This is a genomic window from Burkholderia ambifaria AMMD (assembly GCF_000203915.1).
Taxonomy (GTDB): Bacteria; Pseudomonadota; Gammaproteobacteria; order Burkholderiales; family Burkholderiaceae; genus Burkholderia; species Burkholderia ambifaria.
Window position 1 is genome coordinate 1,689,845 of the sequence record NC_008390.1, and the last position, 15,929, is coordinate 1,705,773.

General features: G+C 72.8%; 3 protein-coding genes. All 3 read left to right on the top strand.

The features are described 5' to 3' along the window. Positions 1-189 precede the first annotated feature (189 nt). The 3 genes from BAMB_RS07775 to BAMB_RS07785 are packed head-to-tail and all read left to right on the top strand — an operon-like array spanning position 190 to position 15,910. Positions 190-9,873 carry a non-ribosomal peptide synthetase gene (locus BAMB_RS07775; RefSeq protein WP_011656825.1) on the top strand — a complete coding sequence of 3,228 codons (9,684 nt, stop codon included), beginning with the start codon at positions 190-192 and terminating at the stop codon, positions 9,871-9,873. 9 nt (positions 9,874-9,882) lie between these two features. Further along, positions 9,883-14,895: a non-ribosomal peptide synthetase gene (locus tag BAMB_RS07780; protein WP_011656826.1), complete on the top strand. Its 5,013-nt coding sequence runs from the start codon at positions 9,883-9,885 to the stop codon at positions 14,893-14,895. Then, positions 14,885-15,910: a GNAT family N-acetyltransferase gene (locus BAMB_RS07785; protein WP_011656827.1), complete on the top strand. Its 1,026-nt coding sequence runs from the start codon at positions 14,885-14,887 to the stop codon at positions 15,908-15,910. The genes BAMB_RS07780 and BAMB_RS07785 overlap by 11 nt, the downstream gene beginning before the upstream one ends. Positions 15,911-15,929: the final 19 nt, after the last annotated feature.

Genomic DNA, 15,929 nt, shown 5'->3' on the forward strand with positions numbered 1-15,929 from the left:
TTGCGGCTTTCCTTCCTGATAGACGAACGGGCCGCGCAAATATTTAGCCGCATCGCAAAAAAGTGCATTCGTTCGGACTTTGGACGCAAAACGGTAAAAAACCGGCCGCGCCGTTCGTCACACCAGTGAAGCCGCCCCTTGCGGCCCCGAGACTTGGCCGTAGCGGCCGGACCGAAGGACTTCACGCACATGACGAGTTTCCCGACTGCGTTGCACCACCGAATTCGCGAACTGGCGCGCCGTGCGCCGGACGCACCCGCGCTCGCCGCGCCTTTCCAGAACGACCTGCGCCTGTCGCGCGGCGCGCTCGACGCGCGTGCGTCGCACCTGGCCCGTCAACTGCGCGCGGCCGGCGTCGGCGCGGAAGTGCGGGTCGGCGTCTGCGTCGAACGCTCGTGCGAGCTGTTCGTCGCGCTGCTGGCCGTGCTGAAGGCGGGCGGCGTGTTCGTGCCGCTCGATCCGCGTCATCCGGCCGCGCGCCTCGACTGGATCGTCCGCGATGCGCAGCTGCGTCACGGGATCGTCGATGCGGCGGGCCGCGCGGCGCTCGGCGCGCCGTTCGAACATGCGTTCGATGCGATGTCGGCCACCGGTGACGGCGTGGATACCGCCGCGTTCGCCGACGACGAAGACGTGCCGGTGCATCCGCGCGCAGCCGCCTACATGATCTATACGTCGGGCTCGACCGGCACGCCGAAGGCGGTAGTCGTCGAGCACGGGCCGCTCGCCGCGCATTGCGACGCGCTCGCGGCCGCGCTGCCGATCGAAGGCGGCGACCGCCTGCTGCATTTCGCGTCGGTCAATTTCGACGCCGCGCACGAATGCTGGCTCGCGCCGCTCGCGGTCGGCGCGAGCGTGACGATTGCGCCGCCGCAGCCGTTCGCGCCGGACGCCGCCCATGCGCTGATGGTGCGCGAATCGGTGAGCGTCGCCGCGTTTCCGCCGGCCTACCTGCGCGAATTCGCGGCGCTCGCCGCGCGCGACGGCGTGCCGCCGGCGCTGCGCGTGCTCGCGTTCGGCGGCGAAGCGCTGCCGCAGCAGGCATTCGAATTCGTGCGCCGCACCTTCCCGTCGGTGCGCCTGATCAACGGTTACGGGCCGACCGAGGCCGTGATCTCGCCGATGCTGTGGCCCGTCGAGCCGGGCGACACACCCGAGCTGGCCGCTGACGATGCGTATTCGTCGCTGCCGATCGGCCGCGTGATCGGTCCGCGTGTCGCGCGTATCGATGGCGACGAGGCCGGCGAGTCGGGTGAGGGCGGCGAGCTGCTCCTCGGCGGCGTGTGCATCGCGCGCGGCTATCACGGCCGCCCGGCGCTGACGGCCGAACGCTTCATTCCCGATGCGCACGGCGAGCCCGGTGCGCGCGTGTACCGCACCGGCGACCTCGCGCGCCTGCGCGCCGACGGCGCATTCGATTATCTCGGCCGTCTCGACGACCAGGTCCAGGTGCGCGGCGTGCGCGTGGAGCCCGCGGAAATCGCCGCGTGCCTGCGCACGCATCCGGCGGTGGCCGACGCGGCCGTGATCGCCGAGACCGGCAACGGGCCGACGCGGCTGATCGCGTGCGTCGCGTTGCGCGCGGCTGCCGACGATGCGGCGCTGAAGGCGCACGTGGGCGCGCAGTTGCCTGCCGCGTGGCAGCCGCACCGGTTCGTGCGCTGCGATGCGCTGCCGTATACGTTGAACGGCAAGCTCGACCGTGCCGCGCTGCGCGAGCGCATTGCCGCCGCGCGCGATACCGAACAACAGGCGGGCGACGCTCCGCGCACGCCGACCGAAGCGCAGATCGCCGGCTTCTGGCAGACGCTGCTCGGCCTCGACACGACGCCGTCGCGCGACGACCGCTTCTTCGCACTGGGCGCCGATTCGCTCGCCGCGATGCAACTGCAGGCCGCGATTCGCGCCGCGTTGCGCGTGAACCTGCGGCTCGACGCGCTGTTCGCCGATCCGTCGCTGGCCGAGCTCGCCGCGAACGTCGATCGCGCGGAACGCGAAACGGGCGAACCGCTGGCCGCGATCGCCGCGCGCCGTGCGCCGGCCGATAGCGATGTGCCGTATGTCGATCGCGCGGCATCGCTCGCGCAACAACGCTTCTGGGTACTCGCGCAGACGCGCGACGCAAGCGCTGCCTATCACATCGCCGCGCACTGGACGATCGACGGTGCGCTCGACCGCGCTGCGCTGCAGCGCGCGCTCGATCACGTGATCGGTCGGCACGACGCGTGGCGCACGACGCTCGTCGACAACGACGACGGCATCGTGATGCAGCGTATCCATGCACATCTGCCGGTGGCGATCACGACGCTCGACCTGCGCGAGCAACCGCCGGCGGCACGCGACGCGGAAGCCGCCCGCATTGCCGAGCGCGACGCGGGCGCGCCGTTCGATCTGTCGCGCGGGCCGCTGCTGCGCGCGACGCTCGTCGTGCTCGCCGACGATCGCCACCGGCTGCTGCTGACCGCGCACCACGCGATCACCGACGGCTGGAGCTCGCGCTGCGCATTCGACGAGCTGTCAGCCGCGTACCGCGCGTACGCGCAAGGCCGCGAGCCGTCGTTGCCCGCGCTGCCGATCCAGTACGCCGACTACGCGGACTGGCAGCGCGACATGCTCGCCGGCGGCGAAGGCGAGCGTCAGCTCGACTACTGGCGCGGCGCATTGCGCGACGTGCCGGGCCCGCTCGCGCTGCCGGTCGACCACCAGCCGGGCGCGACGCGCACGCTGCAGGGCGCACGCGTGTCGGTCCGCCTGCCCGACGCGGTGGCGGCCGACGTGCGGCGTCTTGCGCGCGACGCGCAGGCCACGGTCTTCACGGTGCTGCTGGCCGCGCTCGACGCATGGCTGTCGCGCCTGACCGGCGAGACGGACGTGGTCGTCGCGGTGCCGGTCGCGCATCGTCAGCGCCCGGAAACGCGCGCGCTGCTCGGCCTGTTCCTGAATACGGTCGCGCTGCGCGTGCGCGTGGCGCCGACGCTGCCGTTCCGCGCGCTGGTCGACGCGGCACGCACGGCGGCGCTCGACGCGGTCGCGCACCAGGACGTGCCGTTCGAGCGCGTCGTCGATGCGGTGAAGCCGCCCGTCAAGCGCGGCGACGAATGGCTGCGCGTGAAATTCGCGCAGCAGTTCGATGCGCGGCACGACAGCGTGCTGCCGGGCGCGACCGCGGTGGCGACGCCGGGCCCCGATCTCGCCGCGCGCTTCGACTTCGCGCTGGACTTCACCGACGACGCGAACGGGATCGAACTCGTCGCCGCCTACGCGACCGACTGCATCGACGCCGATACCGCGCGCGCATGGCTCGACAGCTACGCGGCGCTGCTCGCGTGCGCCGCCCATGAACCGCAATGCGCGACGGCCGCGCTGCCGTGCGATGCGTCGCCGGCGACGCGCCAGCCGCGCGACGGCCGCGCGCTGAGCATCGAACACGCCGACATCGTCGCTGCATTCGCGCGGCAGGCGGCCGCCTATCCGCATCGCGTCGCGCTGGCCGATGCGTCGGCGTCGCTGACGTTCGCCGAACTCGACGACGCGTCGAACCGCATCGCGCATGCACTGAAACTGCACGGCGTGACGGCCGAAGCGCCCGTCATCGTCTGCATCGAGCGTTCGGCCCGCTTCGTCGTCGGCCTGCTCGGCGCGCTGAAGGCCGGCGCGCTGGCCGTGCTGCTCGACCCGGCGCAGCCGGCCGCGCGCCTGGCGGCCGCGGCCGCCGATTGCGGCGCACGCCGCGCGCTCGTCGCGGATCTGGCCGCGTGGCCGGCCGGCACCGACGTCCAGCCGCTCGACGTCGACACGCTCGCGCAGGACGCGACGCTCGCCCATGCGGCCGGCGTGCGCGTCGCACCGCACCCGGAACAGGGCGCCTATCTGATCTATACGTCGGGCTCGACCGGCACGCCGAAGGGCGTCGTCGTGTCGCACGGCGCACTGGCCGATTACGTGCAGGGGATGCTCGACGAACTCGCGTTCGCGCCGGACGCGTCGTTCGCGATGGTGTCGACCGTCGCCGCGGACCTCGGCCACACGACGCTGTTCGGCGCGCTGTGCGCGGGCCGCACGCTGCATCTGCTGCCGGCCGCGTGCGCGTTCGATCCGGACCTGTTCGCGCAGGAAATGCGCGGCCGCGACGTCGGCGTGCTGAAGATCGTGCCGAGCCATCTGCAGGCGCTGCTCGACGCGCGCGTGCCGGCCGACGTGCTGCCGCGCCACGCGCTCGTGACCGGCGGCGAAACGCTGACGTGGGCGCTCGTTGCGCGCGTGGCCGCGCTCGCGCCGGCCTGCCGCGTGATCAACCATTACGGGCCGACCGAAGCGACCGTCGGCGCGATTGCCTGCGACACCGCGTCGATCGCGGCCGATGCGCGCGATCCGGCGAGCGGCGTGCCGCTCGGCGTGCCGCTGCCGAATGCGCGCGCCCTGGTGCTGGACGCGTTCGGCGCGTGCGTGCCGGCCGGGGCGACGGGCGAGCTGTATCTGGGCGGGCCGGGCGTGGCGCGCGGCTACCTGAACCGGCCGGCGCAGACCGCCGAGCGCTTCGTGCCCGATCCGTTCACGCCCGGTGCGCGCCTGTATCGCACCGGCGACCGCGTGCGTCTGCGCACGGACGGCCGTCTCGCGTTCCTCGGCCGCATCGACGATCAAGTGAAGATTCGCGGCTATCGCGTCGAGCCGGGTGAGGTGAGCGCGGCGGTGCGCGCGGCCGGCCCGATCGCGCAGGCCGAGACGCTCGCGATCGAGCACGACGGCCGCCTGCGGCTCGCGACATTCGTCGTGATGCGCGACGGCGCGGCATTCGACGAGGCCGCCGTGCGCGCGGCGCTCGGCGCGACGCTGCCCGACTATATGGTGCCCGCGCAGTTCGTCGCGCTCGCCGGCCTGCCGGTGACCGCGAACGGCAAGATCGATCGCGCGGCGTTGCGCGAACGGGCGGCCGCGCCGGTGGCGACGGCTTCCGGCGACGCGCCGCGGGGCCCGGTCGAGACGGCGCTCGCCGAAGTCTGGCAAGCGGTGCTGAAGGCGCCGCACGTCGGTCGCGACGACAATTTCTTCGAACTCGGCGGCGATTCGATCCTCGTGCTGCAGGTGATCGCGCGCGCCCGCAAGCGCGGCGTGCGCTTCACGCCGAAGCAGCTGTTCGACGGCCCGACTGTTGCCGAACTCGCTCGCGTCGCGAAGAGCGGGGAAGCCGCTGCTGCAATGACGACAACGCCGACGCCTGCGCCGGCGCAGTCCGCACCGGCTGCCGAGGCGATCCTGACGCCCGCGCAGCAGCGCTTCTTCGCACTCGACGTGCCGCATCCGGGCCACTGGAACCAGTCGGTCGCGTTCGACGTGCGCGGCCCGTTCGACGCCGACGCCTTCGCGCGTGCGTTCGATGCGTTGCTGACCCATCACGACGCATTCCGTCAGCGCTTCGCGCGCGGCGCGGACGGCAAGTGGCACGCGAGCGATGCGGCGAAGCCGTACGACGCGCTGCCGTTCGTCGAAGTCGCCGCCCGCGACGAAGCCGACGCACTGGCGCGCTTCGACGCCTTGCAGTGCCGCCTCGACCTTAGCCGCGGGCCGCTCGCCTGCGCCTGTGCGGCGCGGCTGCCGGACGGTTCGACGCAGCTGTATCTGGCGATCCACCATGCGATCGTCGACGGCGTGTCGTGGCGCATCCTGCTCGACGACCTGGACGCCGCGTATCGCGCCGCATGCGAGGGCGTGCCCGCGCGCCTGTCGCAGCCGGGCCTGCGCGCCGATGCTTGGGCCGCCCGCCTGGCGCGTGCCGCGACGCAGCCCGCATCGCCGTTCGCTGCTGAAACCGCATACTGGGCCGGCATGGCCCACGGCGACGACCTCGTGCCCGATCATCCCGACGCACCGGCGACGAACGCCGATGCGGCCGTCGTCGTGCAGACGATCGACGCGGCATTGACCCGCGCCGCGCTGACTGACGCCCACGCCGCGTATCGCACGCAGACGATCGAACTGCTGGGCGCGGCGCTCGCGCTGGCGCTGACCGGTGCCGGCGGCGCCGCGTCGTGCCGCGTCGAACTCGAAGGCCATGGCCGCGAGGCGCTGTTCGACGACGCGGACGCGAGCCGCACGATCGGCTGGCTGACGAGCCACTATCCAGTGACGCTGCCGGTCGAAGCCACCGCGCGCGACACGCTGTGCGCGGTCAAGGATGCATTGCGCGCGGTGCCGCACAAGGGGCTCGGCTTCGGCGTGCTCGCGCACTACGGCGATGCGGCGACGCGTGCGGCGCTGGCCGCCGTGCCGCGTCCGCGCGTCACGTTCAACTATCTCGGCCAGTTCGACGCGCCGCGCGACGCGACGCTCGTGCCGCGCTTCGGCGGCACCGGCATCGAGCGCGACCGCCAAGGCCCGCTCGGCAACACGCTCGCGATCCATGCGTACCTCGATACCGACCGTGACGGCGCACGCACGCTGAAGGTTCACTGGGTCTACGGCGCGCCGCAGTTCGAGCGCGCGACGATCGACGCATTCGCGGCGCGCTTTGCCGCCGCACTGCGCGAACTCGCCGATGCTTGCGCGTCGCGGGTCGCGCATCGCGGCGGCGGCGCGACGCCGGGCGATTTCCCGCTCGCGCAGGCTGCCGGCCTCACGCAGGCCGCGATCGAACGCGCGCCGCTCGACTGGCGCACGATCGACGACGTGTATCCGCTGTCGCCGATGCAGCAGGGGATCCTGTTCCATGCGCTGTTCGCGCCCGGTCATGCCAGCTACGTGAACCAGCTCGTCGCGACCGCGACGGCGCTCGACGCCGACCGGCTCGCGGCCGCGTTCGGCGCGTCCGTCGCGCGCCACGACATCCTGCGCACCAGCGTGATGCCTGACGAGGCCGCGCCGCTGCAATGCGTGCATCGCCATGCGCAGATGCCGGTCGAGCAGCTCGACTGGCGCACGCGCGGCAACAGGCTCGACGCCGATTTCGACGCGTGGCTCGCGGCCGACCGCGCACGTGGCTTCGACTGGCGCGAGCCGCCGCTGATGCGGCTCACGCTGATCCGCGTGACGGATGACGCGTGGCGCGTCGTCTGGACGCGTCACCACGTGCTGCTCGACGGCTGGAGCACCGCGCGGCTGCTCGCGGACGTGCTGCGCGACTATCGCGACCCCGATGCGGGGTCGCCGTTCGCGAGCCGCCCGGCGCTGCGCTATCGTGACTTCATCGCGTGGCTCGGCACCCGCGATCGTGCCGCGGACGAACGCTTCTGGACCGATCGGCTCGCGCGGCTCGACGCACCGACGCTGATCGCCGAACGCGTGGCCGATCGCGCCGACGCCGAGATGGTCACGTGGCGCGCGACGATCGACGCGGATGGGATGACGCGCATCACACAAACGGCGCGTGCGCTGAAGCTGACCGTCAACACGCTGGTGCAGGGCGCGTGGGCGCTCGCGCTGCAGCGCATGACGCACCAGCCGGCCGTCGCGTTCGGCGCGACCGTCGCGGGCCGTCCCGATGCGCTCGCGGACGTCGACACGGTGCTCGGCCTCTTCATCAACACGCTGCCGGTGATCACGGCGCCGGCGCCGCAGCAGCGCGCGGCCGACTGGCTGCAGGCGCTGCAACGCGAGAACGCGGCCGCCGCCGAGCATGCGCACACGCCGCTCGCCGATATCCAGCGCTGGGCACGCGGCGCCGGCGGCGCCCTGTTCGACACGCTGGTCGTGTTCGAGAACTATCCGGTCGACGAGACCGTGCGCGACGCCGATCCGCGCGCGCTCGCGCTGAGCGACGTGCGCAGCATCGAAGCGACCGATTTCGCGCTGACGCTCGTGATCGAGAGCGGCACCGAACTGACGATCGACTACGGCTACGACACCGCACGCGTCGATGCGCACCAGGTCGAGACCTGGCACCGCGCTTTCGCATGCGCGCTCGACGCGCTGGCCCGCACGCCGGATGCGCTGCTCGGCACGCTGTCGATCGCCGACGACGCGGCGCGCGCCGCACTGGCGCGCGCGCAGGACACCGCGCGGACGTGGCCGCCCGCGCAGCGGCAGCCGCTGCATCTGCAATTCGCGGCCGCCGCACAGGCGACGCCCGACGCGATCGCGCTCGAATACGCGGATGCCGACGGCGCCGTGCAACGCGCGACCTATCGCGAACTCGACCTGAACACGACGCGCGTTGCCGCCGCATTGCGCCGGCGCGGCGTGCGGCCCGATACGCCCGTGGCGTTGTGCGTCGAGCGCTCGTTCGACATGGTGACGGCGCTCGTCGGCGTGCTGAAGGCCGGCGCGGCATACCTGCCGGTCGATCCCGACTATCCGGCCGAGCGCATCGCATACCTGCTGCGCGACGCGCGGCCGGCGGTCGCGATCACGCAGGCCCATCTGCGCGAGCAGGTCGAGGCAGCGCTCGGCGACGACGCGACGACACAGCTGCTGACGGTGGCCGATCTGCTCGCCGACGAAGCGGCCGAAGCGGATGGAGCGAACGAAGCCACGGCCGACACCGACATCGACGACGCCCGGCTCGCGTACCTGATCTATACGTCCGGCTCGACCGGCAAGCCGAAGGGCGCCGGCAACTCGCACGGCGCGCTCGCGAACCGGATCGCGTGGATGCAGCACGCGTATCGGCTCACGCGCGACGACGTCGTGCTGCACAAGACGCCGTTCGGCTTCGACGTGTCGGTATGGGAATTCGTGTGGCCGCTCGCGATCGGCGCGAAGCTCGCGATCGCCGCGCCCGGCGACCACCGCGATCCGGCCCGCCTCGCGGCCGCGATCCATGCGCACGGCGTGACGGTGCTGCACTTCGTGCCGTCGATGCTGGCCGCGTTCGCCGCGTATCTCGACGATTTCTCGGCCGCCGCGCAATGCGACAGCGTGCGCCTGATCGTCGCGAGCGGCGAAGCGCTCGCGCCCGAACTCGTCGCGAAGGTCGCACGGCTCATGCCGAACGCGATGCTCGTGAACCTGTACGGGCCGACGGAAGCCGCGATCGACGTGTCGCACTGGACCTGCGGCCCCGACGACGCGAACGCCGTCGCGGTGCCGATCGGCCATCCGATCGCGAACCTGCAGCTGCACGTGCTCGACGCGGCATGGCAGCCGGTGCCGGCCGGCGCGACCGGCGAACTGTATCTGGCGGGCGCGGGCCTCGCGCGCGGCTATCTCGGCCGCCCGGGGCTGACCGCCGAGCGCTTCGTGCCCGATCCGTTCGTGCCGGGCGCGCGCATGTATCGCACCGGCGACCTCGCACGGCGCCGCGCCGATGGCGCACTCGACTACCTCGGCCGCGTCGACACGCAGGTGAAGCTGCGCGGCCAGCGGATCGAGCCCGGTGAAATCGAGGCGTTGCTGCGCATGGCGCCGGGCGTGCACGACGCGGTCGTGATCGTGCGCGACGAGCAACTGATCGGCTATGTCGCACGCGGCGACGCGGCGTCGCTCGACCGGGCGGCACTGCTGGATTCGCTGCGCGCGCAGTTGCCGGCGTACATGGTGCCATCGCAGCTGATCGAGCTCGACGCGCTTCCCGTTACGCCGAACGGCAAGTGCGACCGCCATGCGTTGCCTGCGCCGGTGCGCGAGGCGGCCGCGGCCGTCGAACTCGCGACCGACACGGAGCGCGCGCTCGCGGCGATCTGGCAGCGCGTGCTGCATGTGGACGCGATCGGCCGCGACGACGACTTCTTCCTGCTCGGCGGCCACTCGCTGCTCGCGACGCAGGCCCATGCGCAGGCGAACCTGCACTGGGGTCTCGCGCTGCCGCTGCGCACGCTGTTCGACACCCGCACGCTCGCACGCTGCGCGGAGGCGATCGACGCGGCCTGCGCGGCACAGGGCGAGACCGACGCGGCGAGCGCGATCGACGCGTTGCTCGGCGAACTGGAAACCCAATAAGGACGACGGATGACGAAGGTTCAACCCGACTGGCTCGCGCTCGCGACGCGTTTCGCGCAACTGCCCGACGCGCAGCGCGCGGTGTTCATCGACAAGCTCGGCGCGGCCGGCATCGATTTTCGCGTGCTGCCGATCCCGCCGCGCACGCCGCGCAGCGATCGCGTGCCGGCGTCGTTCGCGCAGACGCGGCTGTGGCTGCACGCCCGGCTGATCGACGCGCCGGACGCATATCACATCACCGAGCGGCTCGCGCTGACGGGCCCGCTCGACGCGCACGCGCTGCGGCTTGCGTGCGATGCGCTGATCGCGCGCCATGAAGCGCTGCGTACGACCTTCGACGAAGCGGACGACGGCGTCGCGCAGACGATTCATCCGCCGTTGCGCTGCCCGTGGCGCGAGACCGATCTCGACGCAGTGCCCGATGCGCAGCGCGTCGCGCGCGCCGAAAGCGTCGCCGCGGCCGACGAAGCCGCTGCATTCGATCTCGGCGCGGCGCCGCTCGTGCGTGCACACCTGATCTGCTTCGACGCGACGCATCACTGGCTCGCGCTGACCGTGCACCATATCGTGTCGGACGGGTGGTCGTCGGGCGTGATGCTGGACGAGCTCGCGGCGTTCTATCGCGCGTATGCGTCGGGCAAGCCGGTGCCGCTCGCGCCGCTGCCGATCCAGTACGCGGACTATGCGTTGTGGCAGCGCCGCTGGCTCGATGCCGGCGAACGCGATCGCCAGCTGGCGTTCTGGCGCGAACGGCTCGATCCGCAGCGCGGCGTGCTCACGCTGCCGGGTGCGGCCGCGCGGCCCGCACGCCGCAGCGCGCGCGGCGCACGCCACGTGTTCTCGCTCGACGCCCATATCGGTGCACGGCTGCGCGCGTTCGCGGCCGCATCGGGCGCGACGCCGTTCGCGGTGCTGCTCGCGGCGCTCGACGCGCTGCTCGCGCGTGCGACGGGCGACACGCGGATCTGCGTCGGCGTGCCGGCCGCGAACCGCGAGCGCGCGGAAACGGCCGGCCTGATCGGCTTCTTCGTCAACACGCTCGCGATCGACGTCGACGTGCCGGCGCACGGTGATTTTGCGTCGCTGGTCGCGCGCACGCAGCGCGCGCTCGTCGATGCGCAGATGCACCAGGACGTGCCGTTCGAGCAGGTCGTCGACGCGCTCGGCGTGCCGCGCAGCGCCAGCCACCATCCGCTGTTCCAGGTGATGGCCGCGTACGGCGAGCGGCGCGCGCTGCCGGCGCTCGGCGCGGCGTCGGCCGCATTGCTGCCATCCGGCACGCCGTCCGCGAAATTCGACCTGACGCTTGCCGTCGAAGCGACGCCCGACGGCACGTTCGACGCTGCGTTCATCTACGCGCTCGACCTGTTCGATGCGGACGCGATCGCGCGGCTCGCCGCACGCTTCGTCACGCTGCTCGACGACGCGCTCGCTCGCCCCGAGTTGCCGATCGGTGATCTCGACTGGCTGCCGGCCAATGAACTCGCGCAACTCTTCGCGTGGAACGCACCGGCAGGCGCGGCCGAAGCCGAGCCGTTCGTGCCGGTGCACGTGCGCATCGCCGCGCATGCGCAGGCGCGGCCCGACGCACGCGGCGTTGCCGACATCGATCGCGCGCTGACGCGCGGCGAGGTCGACGCGCGCGCGGCCCGCATCGCACGCAATCTCGTCGCGGCCGGCGTGCGGCCCGAGATGCGCGTCGGCGTCGCGCTGCAGCGTTCGGTCGACCTGCTGGTCGCGCTAATCGCGGTGCTGAAGTCGGGCGCCGCGTTCGTGCCGCTCGATCCGGCTCATCCGCGCGAACGGCTCGCGCAGATCGTCGGCGATGCGGGCATCGCGCACGTGCTGACCGACGGCGCGAGCGCCGCCTCGCTGCCCGAGCTGCCGGCACTGCGCATCTGGCGCGCGGACGAAGTCGACGCGCTCGACGCGGCGGCCGACGTCGCGCTGCCGGACGTGCTGCCCGGCCATGCGGCGTATGCGATCTACACGTCGGGCTCGACCGGCAAGCCGAAGGGCGTGATCGTCGATCACGTGGCCTTCGCACGGCATTGCGTGGCGATTGCCGAGCGCTACGGCGCGGGCGAGAACGACGTGTTTCTGCTGTTCCAGTCGGTCAACTTCGACGGCGCGCACGAAGGCTGGTTTTCTCAATACCTGTCGGGTGCCGCCGTGTCGGTGACGGCCGACGTGCTGTGGCCGCCCGCGCAGACCTGCGCGATGATGGTCCGCGACGGCGTGACGATGACCTACGTGCCGCCCGGCTGCGCGGCTCAGCTCGCCGAATGGGCGCTCGCGCACGGGGCGCCGCCGACGCTGCGCTCGCTGACCGTCGGCGGCGAAGCGACGTCGCGCGAAGCGTTCGCGATGCTGCGCCGCGCGATGCCGAACGTGCGCGTGGTCAACGGCTACGGCCCGACCGAAACCGTGATCACGCCGACGCTGTGGATGTTCCGTCCCGGCGACGATCTCGCGAAGCTGGGTGACGCCGCCTATCTGCCGATCGGCACGCTGGTCGGCGCGCGTACCGCGCATGTGCTCGACGAGCGGCTGCATCCGCTGCCGGTCGGCGTGATCGGCGAACTGTACCTGGGCGGCGAGGGGATCGGCGTCGCGCGCGGCTACCTCGATCGTCCCGCGCTGACGGCCGAGCGCTTCGTGCCGGATCCGTACGGCGCGCCGGGTGCGCGCCTGTACCGCACGGGCGACCTCGTGCGACGCCGCGCGGACGGCGTGTTCGACTTCATCGGCCGCGTCGATCACCAGGTGAAGCTGCGCGGGCTGCGCATCGAACTCGGCGAGATCGAGGCCCAACTGGCCGCGCACGACGCGGTGCGCGAAGCATGCGCGGTCGTGCACGGGCAGGGCGCGCACGCGCAGCTCGTCGCGTACGTCGAACTGAGCGCCGATGCGCAGGCCGCCGCTCAGCCGGTCGAGGCCGCGACGCTCGACGCGCACTTGCGCCGCACGCTGCCCGATTACATGGTGCCCGCGCAGCTGATCGTGCTCGATGCGCTGCCGCGCAATGCGAACAGCAAGGTCGACCGTGCACGGCTGCCGGCCCCGATGCGCGTCGAACGCGCGTACGAAGCGCCGCACGACGGCGACGAAGCCGCGCTCGCGGCGATCTGGCGCGACGTGCTGAACGTCGAACGCGTTGGCCGTGGCGATCACTTCTTCGAACTCGGCGGGCATTCGCTGGCGGCGGTGCGCGTCGCGACGCGTGTCGCCGAGCGGCTCGGCCGCGACGTGCCGGTGCGGGCGCTGTTCGAAGCGCCGGTGCTCGCGCAATACGCGCGCCAGGTGGCCGACGCGCCGCGCGCCGCGCACGCCGGCGCCGCGGCGCCGGGCGTCGCGGTGGTCAAACCCGATGCGCATGGCGTGTGGCCGCTGTCGCCCGCGCAACTCGGCCTGTGGTTCCTGTGGCGCGCGCAGCCGGACAGCGCCGCCTACAACATCCCGGTCGCGCTGCGCGTGCGCGGTCCGCTCGACGTCGATGCGCTGCGCGCGGCGTTTTCGGCGGCGGCGGCCGCGCACCCGGCGCTGCGCGCACGAGTCGTCGCGCGTGACGGCATGCTGCCGGGACAGCGCATCGACGCCGCGGCAACCGTCGCGCTGCCGCTCGTCGATCTGTCCGCGCAACCCGACGCGCTCGCCCGCGCGGCGGCGCTGACCGACGCCGATGCGCTCGCGCCGTTCGATCTCACGGACGATGCGCCATTGTGGCGCGCACGCGTGCTGCGGCTCGGCGGGGACGATCACGTGCTGTCGGTGACGATCCATCACATCGTGTCGGATGGCGAATCGATCGAGCTGTGGCTCGACGCGGTGCGTGCGCGCTATGTCGCGCTCGTGCGGGGCGATGCGGCTTCGGCATCTTCGGCAGCGGCGGCACCGGCAGCGTCAACGACGGAAAACACGTCGCTCGTGCTGCCCGCGCCGTGCCATCCCGCCCGCGTCGCGTACTGGCGCGACGCGCTGGCCGAGCTGCCGTCGTCCGTGCTGCCCCAGCGCGCCAACGCGCCGGCCGTCCCGCAATGGCGTGCGGCGCGCATCGCGTTCGAGTTCGACGCGGCGCTGATCCGTGCCGCGCGCGACGCCGCGTCGGCCGCGCACGCGACGTTGCCGATGCTGCTGCACGCGGCGCTCAACACCGCGCTGTTCCGCGTGACCGGCGCGGCCGACCAGCCGGTCGGCGTGCTCGCGTCGACGCGTGAGCTGACGGGCGACGCGGCGCGCGATGCGCTCGGCCTGTTCATCAATTCCGTGGTCGTGCGCACGCGGCTCGATGCGGCGGCCAGCCGCACGGACGTGCTCGCGCAGGTGCGCGATACGGCGCTTGCCGCGTATGCGCATGCCGACGTGCCGTTCGCCGACGTCGTCGCGGCGCTGCGCGCGCCGCGTGCGGCGCACGCCAATCCGCTGTTCCAGGTGATGTTCAACTACCTGCGCCCGACCGGCGCCGCCGCGCGCGACTGGGCCGGCCTGTCGCTCGCCGAATTCGACGATGTGCGCCATCGCGTGGTGTTCACGCTGGAGCTGGACGTCGTCGAGCACCCGGACGGTCGCGTCAGCGCCGCGTTTTCCTATGCGGACGAACTGCTCGACAGCCGCTTCGTCGATGCGCTCGTCGATCTCTATCACGACGAAGTCGCGCGTTTTGCCGGTGCGCCGGAAGCGGCGCTCGGCGCGCCCGATGCGCTGTTCGCCGCCCACACGGCGGCCGCGCCGGCCGGCGACGCGCCGCGCGTCACGGCATCGAGCGACGCCGCGCCGAACGCGGCAGCCGCGCTCGCCGCGCTGTGGTCGGACACGTTCGCGACGGCCGCGCCCGCACCCGACGCCGACCTGTTCGAGGCCGGGGCGACGTCGTTCGACGTCGTGCGCTTCGTCGATGCGGCCAGCCGCGCCGGTCATGCGCTGACGGTGGCCGACGTGTTCGCGTCGCCGACGCTCGCGGCGCTCGCCGCGCGAATCGAGGCTTCGGCCGAAACGGAGCAGGAGGTGCGCGATGCTGGCTGAAGTGCGTCCGGACGGCTTCACGATGCCCGACACCTGCCGTCTCGCGTTCGCGGACGGCCTGTTCGCCGCGCGCGACGACGCGGAGATCCGCGTCGCGCAGGGCGCCGGCATCGGCGCGCAGCTGCTGCGCGCGCAACTCGCGGACGACGGCACCTTGCGCCTCGTCGCGTACAACCATCGCGCGGCGCCGGCCGACCAGCGCCGTGCGCTGCTGGCCGCGCTCGCCGCCGCGTTTTCCGACGACGCGCGCCGCGCGGCGATCCGGCTCGACCCGGCCGCATGGCCGGCGGTCGCGCTCGATGCACTGCGCGCGAGCGGCGTGCTCGCTGACGGTGGCCTGTGCATGCGCGAGGGCTGGGCGCAGCAGGCCGATCTGTGGCGCGTCGGCACGCCGCTGCCGTGCGCGACGCTGCCGATGCTGACCGACGGCCGGCGTCATCCGCGCCGGCCGCCCGCGCCGCGCGGCGACGTGTATGCGCGCGACCTGCCGGCGCTCGGCGTGCGCTTCACGTTGCGCGGCTGGCAACCGGGCGAGGACGCCGCACGCGTCGCGCGCTGGTTCGACGAGCCACGCGTGCGCGACGGCTGGCCGGGCACGCAGCCCGGCGCCCACGGCACGGCGCCCGATGCCGATCCGCACGTCACGCCGCTCGTCGGCTGCTTCGACGGCGAACCGTTCGCGTATATCGAGGCGTTCTGGCTGAAGGAAGACCCGCTCGCGCCGCACGTCGGCGCGCGCGACTACGACCGCGGGCTGCGGATGCTGGTCGGCGAGTCGCGCTGGCGCGGCCCGCATTGTGTGGCCGGCTGGCTGCCGTCCGTCGTGCATTACCTGTTTCTCGACGACCCGCGCACCGAAGCGGTCGGCTGCGCGGTCCCGGCCGGCCGCGCGCGGGTCGTCGACACCCTCGCGCGGCATGGCTTCGCGCGGCAGCGCCGTCTGGCGCTCGCCGACGCACAGCCGCTGTGGATGCGCACGCTGCGCGAGACCTTCTTTTCCGGCCGTCACGTCTGACGGGCCGGTTTCACCGACA